We start from the raw sequence: 17,777 nt of genomic DNA on the forward strand, positions 1-17,777 counted from the left end.
CTTTCTTGTATGTTATAAATGTTTACTGGCCACCGCCGCCCTGGCGCATGCGGTCCATTCTTTCTTTCATGGCCTTATCATAAGCCGCAGCTTGTTCGGCTGTTAAAATAGCTTTGATCTTGGCGTTAGTTGCTTCCATCATTGGGCGCATGGCAGAGCGCATTGCATCCCTGTCGCCATTGGCCGCAGTGCGTACGCTGTCCATTTTGGTTGCCTGCTCTTTATAAACCGCAGTGATCTTGGTTGTTTGATCGTCTGTTAATTTAAGCTGGGTTTGCAATTCTTTTGCTCTTTCTTCGGGGCTTCTCCTCATGCCGCCCTGCGCGTAGCTGGCTGCAGAAATTCCTAAAAGGAAGCAGCACATTAACAATAATTTTTTCATAGCTTTTTTAATTTAATTTACGTTTTATCAGTATGATAAAGATATATCGTAATAGTTTAAAAAAGCCGATGTAACTTAATTGTTGCCTTGCTGTAAGTTAGATATAGAGCGCTGCATCTGGGCCATCATTGCTGTAAGGCTCTCCATGGTTGGCTCCGGTGAGGGCGATGGCAATTGGGTGGAGATATAACCTTTTGCTTTCCACAGTTCCAGTACATCCTCGCCCGATATTTCATAAGGTTCGTAAACCGGGTTGTCAGAAATAAGCTTTAGCTTTTTGTTCTCCTTAAATTTATTGCCAATGCGTTTGTAAACCACGCCGTCATTTTTAGATATTACCACATAAGTTTCGCCGCTTTTTACATCGCCCCAGTTTTCTACATATTCACCTATTATAATAGTGCCTGATACAAGTGGGAGCATGGAGTCGCCTTTGATCTCAAAAGCGCGGTAAGTGCCCTGTTTAAACATAGGCAGGTAAAACTTCGGAAGCTGTGCCACGTATTCAGGATCGGCATAACCATTAAGGTATCCGGCGCTGGCTTTTACGGGCACCATTTCTATATTTTCATTTTCTTCCTTATCAACAGAAATACTCAGGATCCGCAGGTTGGCGGGGTTGCCTTTTGGTTTTGGCTGCCATTTTTCGTTGATGGTTTCGTTGATAAAGTCATCAATAGTAACATCAAAATAGGTTGCTAATGTTTTTAGTAAGTCGTATTTGGGATCGGCCCGGTCTTCTTCGTATGCGCCTACTAATGAACGTTTTATACCTAATTCATCCGCAAATTGCTGTTGCGTTAAACCCTTCTTTTTGCGGAGAAACTTAATATTTTGTGAAATTATTGACATAAAATTTGGATTTGCTAAATTTATTAGTAATTTTATGCTCATAAAGTTAGTAATAATTATCTGTTCACCAAATTTTTTATCATAAAATGAAACGTTTTGTTTATATCATTACCGACAGGAACCGTAAAAATCTGCATGTAGGCTTATGTTCAGACCTGATGAAAACCATCCAGTTTTACAGCGAAATGCCGACTTTGTTTTTCGACAATGCGCAGCAGCTTAACCGTTTGGTTTACTTTGAGGAGATCAATACCGAAGAGCAGGCAATGGAACGTTTTAAAGTGGTGAGCACTTTTACACGCCCGCAAAAAGAAAAAATGATCAGATCTGTTAATGCCGACTGGATAGATTTGACCATTGGGTTAAAATATGAGCAGGGCTTACGTGTAAGGCCGCAGCTACGCCCGTCCTTAAATGTGAACCGCAGGGTTATGGCTTTTTAATAAATTTTAAAGCCCCTGAGTTCATGCAGTACCTTTTGCCGCCGCGGTCGGCAGGCCCGTCATCAAATACGTGGCCAAGGTGTAAGCCTGTACTTTTTTCAATAACGTCGTCGCGGCTCATGCCGTAGCTGTTATCCGTAATTATTGCTACTTTTTTCGGGTCGACAGGTTTAACAAAACTTGGCCAGCCCGTACCACTATCATATTTGTCATCAGAGGTGAATAATGTGTCGCCGGTTGCGGCGCTTACGAAAACACCTTTTTCATGATTGTTCCAATACTCGTTCTGATAGGGAGGCTCGGTGCCACTTTCAACCATAATATGGTATTGATTGGGTGTAAGCGTCTTTTTCCATTCATCGGCAGGTTTGCTCAGTTTACGTTTGGCACCCTGCCCGTTGGTATTTTGGCATCCTAATGCTATCAGGATACTTAAAGCTATCACTGTTAAGATGAGTGTTTTCATAACCCATTATGTTTTGATGTTATCTTAATTATAGATGCTTCCTTTTCGTTGCCGGAAACTACTATATGCTTTAACTCAAATACGTAATTTTATTATATGGGGATTGTCATTTGGCAGTCTGTTTATATGAGCTTCTTTTTGGGTACCAGTACTTTGTTTACCAGATGTACTATACCGTTGTTTTGTTTAATATCAACCTGACTGATTGTACTTTTACCGCCATTGCCGTCAATCAAAACAATATTACTGTTGCTATCTATTTTAGCGAATAATTTACCACCCGAAAGTGTGGTAAATGTGGCTATGCCTTTTCCTTTATTGATCTTTTTCTGAATGTCTCTTGCCTTTAGCTGTCCTGCAATGGCATGATAAGCTACTAAATCTGTAAGTTCCCAAATATGCGCAGGTTTGGCAAGGGAGTCGAACTTACCGGTAGGCATGTCGCTAAACCCGCCATCAATCGGTACAAATACGGTGATAGGCCCGCGGCTTGTGTAAGTGAGTGCGAGGTTTGTTTTTTGAATGAAAATATAAAATGTATGCGTATTGGGCGCTACAGATATGTTTTTTACAATATCATTGGCAGGAAGCATTGTTGTTGTATTACTGCTTTTGCTGTCGGTTTGGGCCAGCAATAATGCCGGGCAAAATACAATGGATATTAAAAACAGTAACTTTTTCATAGTGTGTAGGTTATAGGTTAAACATACAAAATATAAATAGGTTTTAAAATGGATAGCCGGGTTGTAGATTATAAGCTACCTTTGTTAACCTATGGAAATCTTCCCTACGCAATACTCAACCTTATCATCAAAAGCACTGAATATAAAACTTCAGGAAAGTTATGGTTTAAGTCATACAACGTGCCGGTTATTGATCCGCAATGTGAGCGACACTTATATTATAGAAAATGCAGCCGAAAAGTACATTTTTAAAATTTACAGGGATGCGCACCGAAAGCTGGAAGAGATCAAAGGCGAGGTAGAGTTATTAACTATCCTATTTCAAAGAGGTGCAAAAGTGTCCCGACCTATCTCTGATAAAAGCGGTGAAATGTTACAGGTATTCAATGCTGCTGAAGGAACCCGGTATGGTGTTTTGTTTGCATGGGCACAAGGTAACGTTGTTTATACTATGAATGATCGGCAGATTGAAACCGTTGGAAGGGAGATGGCTGTGATACATAATATTACATCTGCAATTGAACTTAGCTATCACCGTCATACGTACTCAATAGAAACTGTTATCGTTAATCCACTTAAAATACTTGAGCCTGCATTTGCAGGCCTTGAAGATGACCATGCCTATTTAAAGCAAACTGCCGCTGAAGTAATGGAGAGGTATAATCAATTTGATGAAGGTTTTAGCTATGGCTATTGCCATTTTGATTTTCTTCCGAAAAACTTTCATTTCGATGATGCGGGTGACATAACTTTCTTTGATTTTGATTTCGTAGGTAAAGGTTTGATGGCTTATGATGTTACATCATTTTTTATTCACTATTTTTTAGAGTTTACCTACGGAAAGATCACTGAGCAAGAAGCGCGTGATGCTTTCCGGACTTTTGTTAATAGTTACCGTAAAGTACGGCCCTTATCAAATGAAGAAATAGCCGCCATACCATATTTAGGTTTTGGATTTTGGGTGTTTTATTTTGGCTTTCAGTATGAAAACTTTGATGACTGGTCGAATTTGTTCTGGGGGCCTAAGTTTATGAAAGACCGCGTCGCATTGATTAAGAAATGGATGGAGACAGCTCATCTTTTATTGTCATAGCTTATTGTTAGGCATATAAAACAGAAAAAGCGGCCATTCAGCCGCTTTTTCTGTTTTATCATCATATAAGTGATATTACATATTACCAACCTGGTGTAAAACCTAAACCAAACAACGGTTTTTTAACATCGCTGCGGTTAAAGGGAACAGCCAGGTAAGGCTCTAAAATAAAAGCACCAAATATGTTAATACGCAGGGAAATACCCGCGCTCAAGGCCGGTACGCGGCCGTAAACGTTTTGTGTTGTAGTAGTGCCGTCAGAGTTTATAAAATCCTGTTGACCAATCACCGGCGGATCTTTCTGAAAATAGATATGATCGCCGGAATTCCAGGCTAAACCGGCATCAAAAAACAAGTTAAGATCGGTAAACAGGAATTTCGATTTTATAGCAGCCAATTTTTCGGGACCGGTAAACGGCAAGCGTACCTCAAAGTTAAACACAGCCAAACGACTGCCTGATAATTGATCGATAGTGAAGCCATTAGTTGTGGCCTTGCCGTTGTTATAAAATGTTTGTCCCTCATACCCTCTGATGTAAAAAGGATAGCCCACAAATAATGGATAAAGCCCTTTATCGTCACCAAAACGACCGGTTGCAAAAAACCTGGCAGCAAAGGTAACCGGTGCTGTGCGTACATATTTTCTTACATCAATTGTTGGCGCAAAGAACTTATAGGTGCCAAAATTATAACCGGCTTCCAGCCTGTACCTGAAACCATTTAACGGCGCTGTTACACCAAAAAACGAATTATCACCAATTAACGCGGTTGAAAGCGTTAGGATAGAATATGATTTTAGATTATAAAAATAGGTTGAGCCGTAGTTTTGATTAAGCGTTGCCGATTCTTCTTCATTAGGGATCTTTTTCCTGTCGGAGGTGATATAATTACCTATGCCGATTTGCTGCTTGCCATTTACTACCGCAGTATCAATAAGGTAGTAATCGCTGTAGCGGTCAACGCGGTAATAGTTGTGCGAAGCAGCCCCGCTCACCTCAAAACGGGTTGTCCTGGAAATAGGGTATGAGGTGAACACCCTGCCCGCATCCTCAAAATTGCGGATAATGTCAATGTTATCAGAATAAACGGTTTGATTTTTACCGCCCACATTTCTTACCGGGTAAGTAGTTGTATTGAAGCCGAACTGGTAAGGGATGTGAGAAACGCCCACACCAAGGTTCCAGCGGCCGGTTTGGTTTACGTAGGTTACAGCAGCGCCTGAATCATAGATCTGCCCGTTTACCGATGCAGCGGCAAAGATTTGGTTGCGCCCCAATATATCACTGAATACACCCTGGATCCCGCTTGAAAGACTTGTGCCATAGAAGTTACTTACACCAACACCAATGCCGCTGCCTGCAAGGTAATCAAGTTTGAATTTTGAACGGAATGGGATTGCTTTAACAGAATCAGTCGGGATTTTACGATAAGCCAAAAAGTTGTTCAGGTTAGAGTTGATCAGATCGACACCAACAGAGCGATTGGGCGGTAGGGTACCTGCTGCAAAATTTACATCGCCCGGTTGTACCACAACGGGTGTAAAATCGGATGCTTTAGCATTGTAAATAGAATATTTTTGAGCGCGGTAATAAGAATAAACCACATCGTCATGGTTGGAGATACTCAATGCCGGTGAATATTCCGTAATGCCAGAGATGCCGGTAAACAGGTTGGTCATTTGTTCTATCTGACCCGACGCGATAGTATAGCGGTAAAGGTTACGGAAGCCATCACGGTTTGACAGGAAGTAGATCTGCTTGCCATCAGCCGAATATTGCGGGTTCAGATTGTTTGCGCCGTTAAAAATTTTAATGTCGGTTACTTTTCCGGTTGTTAGATCAAGCTCGGCCAGATTAAAGGGGATATCCTGCTCCAACGACTGATCATAAGTTGTCCTGTCGCTTGAAAAGATGATCTTTTTACCGTCCGGCGAATAGCTTGGCTGGTAGTCGGAAAACTTATCGTTGGTAAGCTGTGTGATCTTTTTAGTATCGAAGTTATAAGAGTACAGATCGCTTTGCCCTTCAACCAATCCCTGGAAAACGATATCCTTGCCATTGGGCGACCATGACAGGTTACTAAACTGGACTACCTGCTCCATCGAAATATCATCAATCACATTGCCGCTTTTCAGGTCAACTACGTCAAGTCTGTTACGCCCCTTGCTAAACACGCTAAAGGCAAACTTGCTTCCGTCTGGCGACCAGGCACCTGCCGATTCGATGAAGTTAAACTCATCAATATGGGTGTTGGATACTTTACTCGTGAGCTTTCGTAATATGCGCCCTGTTTTAGCATCGGCCAAATAAAGATCAATGCTGAATAAACTTTTGGCCGATAAAAAGGCGACATATTTACCATCGGGACTAACGGACGGGGCAACCACAAGGTCGCCACCGTTTTTACTGTCAACCAGTTTGATGCCTTTAGGTGTTTGAGTGGTATCCTTTAAAAAGGGTTTATAAGTAGCCTCGATAGAGTTTTTCCAAAGTCGGGAGAGGGTGCGATCATCATAACCAAACGTACGCCTGATGCCATACTCTAAACCGTATTTGGCCGCGTTTTTAAAGAAGGGCACTATAACCGTATCACCATAAGTTGAACCTATGAACGACCAGAATGCTTCGCCATAACGATAAGGGAAGTATTTGCTGCTTTCGGTAAGATCGCGAACGGTAGGGATATCATGGTTCAAATACGCGTCACGCATCCACATGGCTGTATAGCTGTCCTTCTTACCTAAGGAGAGGTACTCGGCCATACCCTCAATCATCCAAAGCGGAATGTTGTTTATATTTTCATATTCGGACGAATCATGCCCCAGCAATAAACGGTACTGGAAAGCGTGTACCAACTCGTGCCCGATAACGTGCCTTGTGGTTTGGTTGGTTTCCATCACCGGCATTACCACACGGTTTTTAAGGCCTTCGGTAACACCGCCGGTGCCCACGCTAATTTCACCATCAATAGCGGTTGTTTGCTGAAAATCGGGATGGTTGGCGTATAGGATTATCGGGTTGGCGTGTTTAAAGGTATCTCTGAAAACTTGTTGGTGCAAGGTATACCAAAGCTCACTTTCCTGGGCAAAGCGTTTTACCATACTATCGTTTTTCAGGTAATAGTAAATCTCGAAGTGAGGGGTTTTATAAACGTTAAACTTAAGGTTTTTGTACCTTACCTTGTTTTGGCCAAAATATTGTGCCCTGGCATTGATGCTTATCAACAGCGAGCCAACAAAACAAATGAATATAATGGTGTGCTTTTTAACTCTATTGAAAAGTGAGTAAACTTTATTCATATATTATTTAACTAAATAGATATGGCTAATTTAATAAAATAAGGTTGTTCTTAGTTCAAAAAACAACCTTATTCATTTTCTCTTCACAGTATGGAAAAAAACGCCTACACCTGTTTACCGCTGGTTATTAGGCGGTGTGCTTTCCGGGTTTTCCGGATTGTTTTCCTGTACAGGTGTTACGCCTGTTGTATCAATAGGGTTGCTTATGCTATCTGTTGAAGTTGTATCTTCTTCAATATGCGGCGAAGGACAGTTATAAGTTTTGGTGATCTTGCTCCATGGTTTTGGGAATGGTCCGTAAGTATAACCTAACGACTGATCGGCATATACTTTTTCCATAAACCTGCCGAAGATAGGCAACGCCGTATGTGAGCCTTCGCCAGTTTCGGATGTGGTAAAGTGCACTGAGCGGTCATCAGCACCAACCCAAATGCCTGTCACCAGATCTTTGGTGATACCCATATACCAGCCATCCACATAATCGGATGATGTGCCGGTTTTGCCGCCTATCTGGTTGTCTTTTTTCCAAAGGCCGTTGTATTCCCACAGCGCTTGTGAGGTTCCGCCGGGTTCTTCCATCCCCCCGCGGAACATGTAAAGCATCAGCCAGGCAGTTTCCTCGCTTAGTACTTTCTCTGTTTTAAGCTTAAACTCCTGTATCACATTGCCTTGCTGATCAGTGATTTTAGTGACCAGTAACGGATCCAATTTTTCACCCTTGTTAAGAAAGGTGCTATAAGCCCTAACCATTTCATAAACAGAAACATCATTTGAACCCAATGATACCGATGGAACGGACTTTAAAGGGCTTTCGATGCCGCAGCGGTGAGCATATTCCACAATTTTATCCCAGCCCACTTTTTCGGTTAGCTGTGCTGTAATGGAATTTACAGATTTACCCATAGCCCAGCGCAGTGACATTTCACGATAGGAGAAATGGAAGTCGGCATTGTTAGGCTCCCAAACTTTATCCTCGCCATTGTCTTTGTACTTGATGGATACCGGCTTGTCGGTAAACTTATCGCAAGGGGTAAAGCCATTATCAAGCGCTGTTAAATAGGCAAATGGCTTAAAGGTGGAGCCTGCCTGTCTGCGGCTTTGGTTTACGTGATCGTAATTAAAGAAACGATGATCGATACCACCAATCCAAACTTTTATTTTACCGGTTGATGGCTCCAGTGTCATCATGCCGGTGTTCAGGATCTTAGCGTAATATTTTATAGAATCTATAGTAGAAAAAGTAGTGTCCTGTTCTCCATGCCAGGTAAACACGGTCATCCGTTTTTTCGTTTTAAAGTAATCCTGGATCTTAATCGTATCACCGCCGTATTTTTTTTCAAGTAGCTTGTAAATAGGGAGCCTTTGTTCGTTTTTGAGGATGAAATCTTTGATCTCAACGCCTTTTGAATCGCGCCACGGATTTTTGTTCCCCCAAAGGTTATAGAAGCGTTTTTGCAGCATCTTCATTTTTTCTGTAACAGCTTCTTCGGCATATTGCTGCATCTTTGAGTCGATGGTGGTGTAGATCTTCAGACCATCCTCGTAAAGGTTATAATCATTTTCCTTGCACCATTTGTCCAGCCATTTCTCAACGGCGCGGCGCAGGTACGAATCGCCGTGGGAGTCGTCTTCAACATAACTCAGGTCGAGCCCGAGTGGCGACGCGACGTTACTTTTATACTGGTCGGCAGTGAGGTACTTATATTTCGCCATCTGTCCCAACACAGTATTGCGCCTTTCGGTAGCACGCTGCGGATTTTTAATGGGATTGTAGCTCGATGTGGCTTTCAGCATGCCGATAAGTAAGGCTGATTCGGCAGGATTTAAGGTGCCGGGCTGCTTATTAAAATACTTTAACGATGCTGTTTTAATACCGTATGAATTGTTGCCAAAGGGCACGGTATTGAAGTACAACGTCAATATTTGTTGCTTGCTGTAAACGTGCTCAATTTTAAAAGCGGTAAGCCATTCCTTGCATTTATAAACAATGGTGCGCAGCACCGGGATATGCTTAATGACGCCCTGCGATTTCTTTTTACGTGTTTCAAAAAGGTTTTTGGCTAACTGTTGGGTTATGGTGCTGCCGCCGCGGCGGTCGCCTTTGGCTGTTGAGAGCACACTGGTAAAAAAGGAGTAAAAATCTACTCCGCCATGACTGTAAAACCGTACATCCTCAGTTGCCACAAGGGCGTTTATGAGGTTGGGGGAGATCTCTTTAAATTCAATTGGTGAGCGGTTTTCTTTATAATATTGGCCTATTAGCTTTCCATCGGCAGTGTAAACTTCCGAGCCGACAGAAAGTACGGGACTTTTAATATCCTGCATGTCAGGTGAGTATCCGAAAAGCCAAAGGAAGTTAAGTTCAATAGAACAAAAGAAAATAATTACGAAGTAAATGAATATGACAAAATATCTCAGAAATCGGTTGCGTATACGTCTGAACATTGGGTAAAGATGTAAAATTATGACACTATATCATAGTGCAGTTTAACAAATATAAACAACGTAAAATAGACAGGTAAATTTTAGGTTAACACTGGCATAATACATATTTATATTGTGCAAAGTACACAATAAATAAATCAAAAGCTGTTTGGATAAAAAAAATCGCCTGTTGAAGGTTGCAACGTATATTTGAAATCAAGTTGCTAAAACTTTAATGTTGTTTTTGTACTTTGTATGGATATCTATTTTATATGAAAAGTTTAACAGAACAATTTAAGGTACCAAGTAATAGCATATTTTCGCTGAATGATCATGACCCTGCATTTAGCGATGGTTACGAAAAAGAAGATGCCGGGTCTGTTTTGGATGAACTGATAGCTGAAACTTCTAAATTGGAGGCACAACTTTATGCCTCAAACAGTTATTCATTGCTTATTATTTTTCAAGCGATGGATGCTGCCGGAAAAGATAGCGCTATAGCGCACACCATGTCGGGCATAAACCCGCAGGGCTGCCAGGTTTATAGCTTTAAACAACCCAGTTCAGAAGACTATGACCATGATTTTTTATGGCGACATTATAAAGCCCTGCCCGAAAGAGGGCGTATTGGTATCCATAACAGGTCGCACTATGAAAATGTGCTTGTCGTTAAAGTCCATCCCGAGCTTGTTTTAAAAGAAAATAACCCGGCCATAAAACAAGTAGAAGATATTGATAAACAGTTTTGGGAACAACGGTATGAGAGCATCCGCAATTTTGAAAAGCATATCTGTAACAGCGGTACTGTTGTGATCAAATTTTTCCTTAATGTTTCAAAACAGGAGCAAAAAAAGCGGTTTTTAAAGCGAATAGATAACCCCAAAAAAAATTGGAAGTTCCAGGCCAGCGATATTGCGGAACGGGAGCATTGGGATGAGTATATGAAAGCTTATGAAAAAGCCATTAACGAAACCGCTACAGATGATTGCCCCTGGTATGTTATCCCGGCTGATAAGAAATGGTTTACGCGCATCGCGATATCAACTATAATCAGGGATACCTTGAAAAAGTTGAGGCTGGAGTTCCCTGTTTTGCCTAAAGACGAAATGGAAAAACTACAGGAGGCTAAACATTTGTTAGAAAAACAATAACGGAAATATTAAGACTTACGAAATTTTCAAAATTTCGTAAGTCTGCGATAGCATTCTGAATCTTAAATACCCGAAAACATATTTTGTGCGGGCTCTCCAATAAGCGGCATCGGTTTTCTTTCGCCGTTAATTGCGCCAATTAAACCGATGATCCAAATAACCAGTAAGCCCAGGCGTATAATCCAAAGGATTGACGCACCTATGAATATTCCTGATGTTACAAAGGCCATGCCTATAATAAAACCGGCAATCCATGAAATTACGATTGAAACGAGATGAAACAATAATGTTTGTCTCATCTGGTAGGCAGCCAACGGTGTTTTATTATTAGTGTACAACGCAAAGTAGGCAATAAGCCATCCAATAAGCGTAAAATAACTGATGATGCCGGCGGTCTTACCGTCGTCAGAGGTAGGTTTGTAATTTTCCATGTGTGGTAAAGTTTTTTGTATAAAGCTAACCGTTTAAAAATGAAATAGTTTTATTCATTTTTAAATGATATCTCATAGCAGACTTTATTTATCCGCACATCAAATCATTACTCTATTGTTATTTCATCGGCAAAAATGTAGGATTGATTGCCTTTGTTCTCATGCCAGTCGGGTAGCGGGCCGTATTGCTTGGCTATCAGTTTAATATAACGGGCACTGGTGTTTAACGGCGCGGTAAATTCCTGCGTTTGCACGTTGGTATCTTTAATATCGACTTTGGTGTTAACGGTGGTCGCCAGTTTGTAAGTTTTGCCATCATTTGATGTCCAGAACTGTACATACTTAGGGAACACAATCCAGGCGCGGCTATCCTGTAGGGTACTGACGCTGATTTGTTTGATGGGTTTAACGGCGCTCATATCAACGATGGCTATACAATCCTTTCCCTGGTAGCCCTGCCAATTGCCTAAACGCCAGTTGGTAGTGCCATGCTGCCCGTCAATTAATGATTCATCGCCTTTCGCTGCGTAATTAGGCAGGTATTTATTCAGTATAGTTAGCTTAATATCGTTGCGGAGTTTGATGAAACTTGCCTCATCAACAAAGCTGCTTTTGCCCTCCTTTATCGCGATAGCTTTTACCGTGATATTATCGCTAATAGTAATTGGCTGTGTATAAGGCGTTGACGATGAAGTAGGAGCAGAGCCATCGAGTGTGTAATAGATTTTTGCATCGGTATCCTGATCCTTTATTTGAATGCTGAAAGGTTGTTTAAATGACCTGGCGGGCGATATAATGTAAGGATTAGGTACAATAAGGTTATCGGTGATCTTTGAAACAGGCTTCTCCAAATCCTGGGTAAAGATCTTATTAGCCAGCCTGCCGGTGAATACTTCAAAATCGCCGCCTTTGGTAATATCATCGTAGTTGATAAAAAGCTTACTGTACACCTTTTTATCAAGGTTCATGCCCTGCAGATAGATATTGCTGCGGGTAATGCCGGCGCCGGGGTTAATAATGCTGAATTTTTTGCCGTTCTCCAAATTGATCACTGCCTTATCAAACTGCGGGATCCCGATCTGAAAATCCTGCTGACCGGGTGCAATATTGTAAATTCCCAACGAACTCATCACATACCAGGCTGACATTTGGCCGCAATCCTCATTACCGGCTAAACCATCAGGTTTATTGCTGTATTCTTCGCGCAAAATACGGCTCACGTAAAACTGGGTTTTATCCGGCGAGTCGGTAAAATTGTACAAGTATGCCATGTGGTGACTTGGTTCGTTGCCATGGGCGTATTGGCCTATCAATCCGCTTACGTCAGGAATATCACTGCCGCTAAGTTTTGATTGGGTGCTAAACAATTCATCGAGCTTATTTTCAAATGCCTGTTTGCCGCCCATTTTATCAATCAGGGTTTCTACATCGTGCGGTACCAGGAACGAGTATTGCCAGGAATTACCTTCGGTATAATTGCCGTTGATCTCTGCAGGATCGAAAGGCTCCAGCCAGCCGCCGTTGGTACGGGCTTGCATAAAAGTATTCTGGTTGTTGAAGATGTTTTTCCAGTATTGTGCCCGCTGAATGTATTGGGTATAATCGTCGGTTTTATTGAGCATTTTTGCCATCTGGGCTATACACCAATCGTCATAAGCATACTCCAATGTTTTAGACACAGACGCATCTTCTTCGTCTGATTGAACAGCCCCGTTTTGGCGATAATTATCCAGCCCAAACTGGTTACGGTTTACGGCGGCTTTCATTGCGGTGAAAGCTTTCTCGGCATCAAAATCACGAATGCCCTTCGCGTAAGCATCCACAATAACCGGGATAGAATGATTGCCGATCATGCAATAGGTTTCGGTACTTGCAAGCGGCCATATCGGTAATAAGCCGCCCTGATCATACATCGCCATAAAACTCTTGATAAAATCGAGCGTACGCTTGCGGTCTATCAGCGTAAGCAGCGGGTTCTCGGCCCGGTAAGTGTCCCATAAGGAAAACACGGTGTAATAATCAAATCCCTGAGCTGTATGTACCTGTTGATCCATGCCACGGTATTGCCCATCCACATCACTGTAAATATTGGGAGCAACCATGCTGTGGTATAAGGCGGTATAAAATATGGTTTGTTTGATTTTAGCATAATCGGGCTGCACTACTTTTTTAGCAGGGGGGGCATAACTGTATAGACTTGTTCCGCCTAAGGGTTGGGTTTGGGTTGCCGGGGCCGGCGCGCCGCCCTCTACCTGAATCTTATTCAATTCATGGTTCCAGGCTATTTTGGCATCTTTCTGAACTTTTTTAAAGTCGAAATCAGGTATTTCTGCATCCAGGTTTTTTAAAGCACCTTCGGTGCTTACCGAGGAGATACCCACCTTACTGATCACTTCGCCGGGATTATCAAACTGCAAAAACAACTTTATATTCTTGCCCTGTGCATTGCTTTGGTCATTTTGTACCTCGTTATTTACAGCAATACCGTAAGTTTTAAAAGGCTTTGAAAACTTAGCGTAAAAATATACGTGCTGTTTATCGGCCCATGATTTCGACATACGGAAACCACGTACTTCATGATCATTTACTACTTCTATCCATGAATCCAAAACCTCATCGCGGTGCTGCAAATCGATAATAATATTTGCCTTATCGGTTGATGGGTAAGTGTAGCGATGCATACCTACACGGGTTGTTGCAGTTAGCTCAACGCCAATATTATATTTATCGAGCAGTGTTTTATAATAACCTGGTGTAGCACTCTCATTTTTTTTGCTAAAGTGCGACCGATAATCGGTGTTTTTAAATTTAGGATCGCCGGTGGTTGGCATAAACAATACATCACAGTAATCAGGGACACCGGTACCGCTCAGATGCGTGTGCGAGAAACCATATACCAGGCTATCGGTATAATGATAACCGGAACAGCCATCCCAACCCTCCAACCGGGTATCCGGACTAAGCTGTACCATGCCGAAAGGCGTCACCGCACCGGGATAAGTATGCCCATGTCCGCCTGTACCTATAAATGGATCGACCAGTTGGGCGTAGTCTTTTTCCTTCTCCTTTTTCTTTTGTGCCGATGATAAAAAGGGCAGAACAAGCAACAGGGCGACCGGCAAAGCAGAGCGGAATACGGGTTTGATCAATGACATATTATTTAAAACCAATTATATGATTTGAGTGTGCACAAATTACACTAATTACCACGAATATTTACTAACAGGAAAGTTCCCTATTTTATTATTAGTGTAATAAATGGTCACTAAAAACAAATAGCGACGGGCATATCCACATCGCTATTTGTTTTAGAATAACTAATTCGTGAAATTCGATTTAATTCGAAATAATTAGTATTCAGTTTTATCCTTTTATCATACCTACTTTTTTCAGCAGCTTACGGTTTTCACGAAGGTGTATTAAACGGTACACGATTGCGTAAATAATAGGTAATATCAATAAGGTTAGTATGGTAGATGTCACAAGCCCACCTATAACTACTATAGCCAGCGGTTTCTGAGTTTCCGAGCCAATACCGGTTGAGATAGCTGCCGGCATTAAACCAATGGCAGCCATCAGCGCGGTCATCACTACCGGGCGCACACGTGATATCACGCCTTGCATAATGGCCTCATCAAGGTGCATTTTTTCTTCAATGTTTTTCTTAAACACTGAGATCAGGATCACACCATTCTGAATACATACGCCAAACAAGGCAATGAAACCAATACCAGCTGATATACTAAAGTTTGTATTAGTAATATGTAATGCTAAAATACCGCCTATCAACGCAAACGGCACGTTCAGGATAACCAACACTGCATCTTTAGCGTTACCGAAGGTGATGAACAGGATCAGGAATATCACCAGTAAACACACAGGCACTACGTGCGCTAATGTATTTGATGCCCTGATCTGGTTTTCAAACTCACCGTTCCAGGTAAATGAATATCCCTGGTCAAGTTTTACAGCGGCTCCTACTTTTTCCTGCGCTTCGGCTATAGTGCTACCTAAGTCGCGGCCACGCACCGAGAATTTCACAGCGATGTAACGCATGTTGTTATCGCGGTAAATAAATGCAGGGCCGGTTAATGTGGTGATTTTGGAAATCTCTTTGATTGCAATTTTTGAACCGTTAAGTGTCGGTACCATCAGGTTCTCAATTTTGCTTTGAGTATCCCTGAATTGTTTTTGATAACGGATCCGGATATCAAATTTACGTTCGCCTTCATAAAGCTGCGAGGCCGCTTTACCGCCTATCGCCATCTCAATAACCGAGTTGGCATCGGCAGTAGACACACCGTAAAGCGCCATCTTGCGCTGGTCAAGCTCAATACGAAACTCCGGCTGACCGAGGTTGCGTAAAATACCAAGGTCTTCAACACCATGGATCTTCTTGAGCACGGCCATTACCGAGTCGGCCTTCTGATCAAGCACCTGGAAATCAGGCCCGAATATTTTTACTGCCATAGATGCCGGTACGCCGGCAACTGCTTCGGCTACGTTATCGATAATAGGCTGCGAATAGTTAAATACAATACCCGGAAACTGACTCAGTTTTTTATCCATTTCGGCTATCAGCTCTTCTTGGCTGATGCTTCGTTTCCATTCTTTTTTAGGCAGAAGGTCAACCTGGATCTGAACGTTAAAGAAACCTTTCGGGTCGGTACCGTCGTTGGTACGGCCAACCTGCGACAGGGTTTGTTTCACTTCGGGGAAGGTTGAAAGGATCTGCCTCATTTTATCAGTTACCTTAACCGAACTTTCCAGCGAGGTACTCATTGGCAGCTGCGCGGTTACCCACAGGGCGCCCTCGTTAAGCTGCGGAAGGAATTCCGAACCTAAAAACTTAGCCGAAAAGAAGGTAACCGACATAAAGGCTATTGCTACAATGAGACTCAGTTTTTGGTTACGGTAAGTGTAGCTAAACATACGGCGGATACCGTTTTCAAAGAATATCACTACCGGGTTATGCTTCTCCCTTACATTTTTGTTAAGTAAGATACTTGACAAAGCTGGTACCAGGGTAAGGGTAAAGATCAACGCGCCAAGCAAAGCAAAACCCAAAGTGTAAGCCAGCGGAGAGAACATTTTACCTTCAACCTTTTGGAAAGCGAAAATTGGTACCAAACAGGTAAGGATGATAAGCTTGGAGAAGAAGATCGCTTTACCCATCTCGGCGCCGACATTTTTGAATAGGCCAAGTTTAGCCAACCCGTTGAATTTTTGCATCCCTACTTCCTTAGCCCGGTGATCAAGCGCCACGAAGATCCCCTCAACCATCACCACCGCGCCATCTATAATAATACCAAAATCGACTGCACCCATAGAGAGCAGGTTGGCGCTCATTCCCTTTAATCGTAAACAGATGAAAGCAAACAATAATGCCAGCGGTATAATGATAGCAACAATGAGCGTTGTGCGCCAATCGGCCATAAACAGGAATACGATAACGGTTACCAGGATAATACCCTCGCATAAATTATGGATCACCGTTTCGGTACAAAAATCCATCAGGTTGGTACGATCATAAAAGGTGGAGATCTTTACATCGGCAGGTAACACGCTTTTGTTGAGGTCGACAACTTTCTGGTTAATGAGCTTTAATACCTCAGCAGGGTTTTCACCTTTACGCATTACCACAATACCTTCAATAACGTCGTTGTTTTTATCCCGGCCCACCTGGCCTAAACGCGGTAAACCACCCTCTTTAATCTCGGCAATATCACGGGCCAGGATAGGAACGTTATTAACGTTTTTGATAATAATATTCTGAATTTCTTCGATATTATTAATTAAGCCAATACCACGCACTACATAAGCCTGGTCGTTTTTTTCGATGATATCACCACCTACGTTAATGTTACTACGATTAAGGGCCGTGTAAACATCAAGCGAAGTAAGACCGTATTTTTGTAACAGCGAAGGGTTTACACTCACTTCATAAGTTTTTTCCTCGCCACCAAAGCTGTTTACATCAGCTACACCGGGGATTGATTTAAACTGGCGGTCAAGCACCCAATCCTGTATAGCGGTAAGGTCATGCAAAGATTTGGTGTGGCTTTTTAGGGTGTAACGGAAAATTTCACCTGTTGGGCCGTATGGCGGTTCAACCTCGGGTTTAACACCATCGGGCAAATCGGCATTGCCAAGTCGGCTTAATACCTGTTGGCGGGCAAAGGCATCATCAACATCATCATCAAAAATAATACGGATGTATGATAAACCAAAAGATGATGTGGTACGAAGGTTAGCCTTTTTTTGTACCGAGTTTAAAACGGTTTCCATAGGGATGGTAACCATTTTTTCCATCTCTTCGGCACTGCGGCCCGGCCATTGGGCTATAATAATGATTTGTGTATTGGTAACGTCGGGAAAAGTCTCGATAGGAGTGTTGGTATAGCTCCACACACCCAAAGCTACCAATACCAGTGTCATAAAAAACACAAAGTAACGGTGCCTGAGCGAGAAGTATATAATATTTTTGATGAACTTGTTCATTGTTGTCTTTGTATTTTAAAAACGTAAATGCCTGGTTTTAAAACCAGGCAATT

12 protein-coding genes are annotated in these 17,777 nt (G+C 42.2%); 3 read left to right on the forward strand and 9 right to left on the reverse strand.

What is annotated here, in order from left to right; genetic code table 11:
• Window positions 1-22: 22 nt before the first annotated feature.
• Both ABID99_RS07775 and ABID99_RS07780 read right to left on the reverse strand, forming a co-directional pair.
• Window positions 23-382 (reverse strand): hypothetical protein, encoded by a 360-nt coding sequence (locus ABID99_RS07775; RefSeq protein WP_188832639.1) that lies wholly within the window; start codon window positions 380-382, stop codon window positions 23-25.
• Window positions 383-457: 75 nt separating this feature from the next.
• Window positions 458-1,234, reverse strand: a complete 777-nt coding sequence (locus tag ABID99_RS07780) for an XRE family transcriptional regulator (protein WP_090527624.1) — start codon at window positions 1,232-1,234, stop codon at window positions 458-460.
• Between the two features lie 86 nt (window positions 1,235-1,320).
• On the opposite strand from ABID99_RS07780, the gene ABID99_RS07785 reads away from it, so the two are divergent.
• Window positions 1,321-1,677, forward strand: a complete 357-nt coding sequence (locus tag ABID99_RS07785; RefSeq protein WP_090526890.1) for a nuclease — start codon at window positions 1,321-1,323, stop codon at window positions 1,675-1,677.
• Here ABID99_RS07785 and msrB read toward each other — a convergent pair.
• Together msrB and ABID99_RS07795 are read right to left on the reverse strand one after the other, a co-directional pair.
• Window positions 1,664-2,143 carry a peptide-methionine (R)-S-oxide reductase MsrB gene (gene msrB, locus ABID99_RS07790; protein WP_373613354.1) on the reverse strand — a complete coding sequence of 160 codons (480 nt, stop codon included), beginning with the start codon at window positions 2,141-2,143 and terminating at the stop codon, window positions 1,664-1,666. The genes ABID99_RS07785 and msrB overlap by 14 nt on opposite strands.
• A 122-nt stretch (window positions 2,144-2,265) precedes the next feature.
• On the reverse strand, window positions 2,266-2,826 hold the full coding sequence (locus ABID99_RS07795; RefSeq protein ID WP_354483856.1) for a fasciclin domain-containing protein: 561 nt from the start codon (window positions 2,824-2,826) through the stop codon (window positions 2,266-2,268).
• Window positions 2,827-2,917: 91 nt separating this feature from the next.
• Between ABID99_RS07795 and ABID99_RS07800 the strand changes: the two genes are divergently transcribed.
• On the forward strand, window positions 2,918-3,919 hold the full coding sequence (locus ABID99_RS07800) for a phosphotransferase enzyme family protein (protein ID WP_373613355.1): 1,002 nt from the start codon (window positions 2,918-2,920) through the stop codon (window positions 3,917-3,919).
• Between the two features lie 82 nt (window positions 3,920-4,001).
• On the opposite strand, the gene ABID99_RS07805 is transcribed toward ABID99_RS07800, so the two are convergent.
• Entirely contained in the window at window positions 4,002-7,217 is a 3,216-nt protein-coding gene (locus ABID99_RS07805; protein ID WP_373613356.1) for a DPP IV N-terminal domain-containing protein, read from the reverse strand.
• 114 nt (window positions 7,218-7,331) lie between these two features.
• Window positions 7,332-9,662, reverse strand: a complete 2,331-nt coding sequence (locus tag ABID99_RS07810; protein ID WP_373613357.1) for a penicillin-binding protein 1A — start codon at window positions 9,660-9,662, stop codon at window positions 7,332-7,334.
• A gap of 251 nt (window positions 9,663-9,913) precedes the next feature.
• Here ABID99_RS07810 and ABID99_RS07815 point away from each other — a divergent pair, with 251 nt between their 5' ends.
• Window positions 9,914-10,792, forward strand: a complete 879-nt coding sequence (locus ABID99_RS07815; RefSeq protein WP_373613358.1) for a polyphosphate kinase 2 family protein — start codon at window positions 9,914-9,916, stop codon at window positions 10,790-10,792.
• 62 nt (window positions 10,793-10,854) lie between these two features.
• Here ABID99_RS07815 and ABID99_RS07820 read toward each other — a convergent pair whose 3' ends face one another.
• The 3 genes from ABID99_RS07820 to ABID99_RS07830 all read right to left on the reverse strand — a co-directional run bounded on the left by ABID99_RS07820 (window position 10,855) and on the right by ABID99_RS07830 (window position 17,724).
• Window positions 10,855-11,223 carry a DUF4870 domain-containing protein gene (locus ABID99_RS07820; RefSeq protein ID WP_373613359.1) on the reverse strand — a complete coding sequence of 123 codons (369 nt, stop codon included), beginning with the start codon at window positions 11,221-11,223 and terminating at the stop codon, window positions 10,855-10,857.
• Between the two features lie 107 nt (window positions 11,224-11,330).
• Window positions 11,331-14,378 (reverse strand): GH92 family glycosyl hydrolase, encoded by a 3,048-nt coding sequence (locus ABID99_RS07825; protein ID WP_373613360.1) that lies wholly within the window; start codon window positions 14,376-14,378, stop codon window positions 11,331-11,333.
• A gap of 208 nt (window positions 14,379-14,586) precedes the next feature.
• Window positions 14,587-17,724 (reverse strand): efflux RND transporter permease subunit, encoded by a 3,138-nt coding sequence (locus ABID99_RS07830; protein ID WP_188832634.1) that lies wholly within the window; start codon window positions 17,722-17,724, stop codon window positions 14,587-14,589.
• Window positions 17,725-17,777 lie beyond the last annotated feature (53 nt).

This window comes from Mucilaginibacter sp. OAE612 (assembly GCF_041806395.1).
Lineage (GTDB): Bacteria > Bacteroidota > Bacteroidia > Sphingobacteriales > Sphingobacteriaceae > Mucilaginibacter > Mucilaginibacter rubeus.

What these genes read in the sequence shown, in the direction of transcription:
- ABID99_RS07775 (WP_188832639.1), bottom strand. Translation starts at nt 382, where the DNA reads ATGAAAAAATTATTGTTAATGTGCTGCTTCCTTTTAGGAATTTCTGCA.
- ABID99_RS07815 (WP_373613358.1), top strand. Translation starts at nt 9,914, where the DNA reads ATGAAAAGTTTAACAGAACAATTTAAGGTACCAAGTAATAGCATATTT.
- ABID99_RS07820 (WP_373613359.1), bottom strand. Translation starts at nt 11,223, where the DNA reads ATGGAAAATTACAAACCTACCTCTGACGACGGTAAGACCGCCGGCATC.
- msrB (WP_373613354.1), bottom strand. Translation starts at nt 2,143, where the DNA reads ATGAAAACACTCATCTTAACAGTGATAGCTTTAAGTATCCTGATAGCA.
- ABID99_RS07825 (WP_373613360.1), bottom strand. Translation starts at nt 14,378, where the DNA reads ATGTCATTGATCAAACCCGTATTCCGCTCTGCTTTGCCGGTCGCCCTG.
- ABID99_RS07830 (WP_188832634.1), bottom strand. Translation starts at nt 17,724, where the DNA reads ATGAACAAGTTCATCAAAAATATTATATACTTCTCGCTCAGGCACCGT.
- ABID99_RS07795 (WP_354483856.1), bottom strand. Translation starts at nt 2,826, where the DNA reads ATGAAAAAGTTACTGTTTTTAATATCCATTGTATTTTGCCCGGCATTA.
- ABID99_RS07810 (WP_373613357.1), bottom strand. Translation starts at nt 9,662, where the DNA reads ATGTTCAGACGTATACGCAACCGATTTCTGAGATATTTTGTCATATTC.
- ABID99_RS07785 (WP_090526890.1), top strand. Translation starts at nt 1,321, where the DNA reads ATGAAACGTTTTGTTTATATCATTACCGACAGGAACCGTAAAAATCTG.
- ABID99_RS07800 (WP_373613355.1), top strand. Translation starts at nt 2,918, where the DNA reads ATGGAAATCTTCCCTACGCAATACTCAACCTTATCATCAAAAGCACTG.
- ABID99_RS07805 (WP_373613356.1), bottom strand. Translation starts at nt 7,217, where the DNA reads ATGAATAAAGTTTACTCACTTTTCAATAGAGTTAAAAAGCACACCATT.
- ABID99_RS07780 (WP_090527624.1), bottom strand. Translation starts at nt 1,234, where the DNA reads ATGTCAATAATTTCACAAAATATTAAGTTTCTCCGCAAAAAGAAGGGT.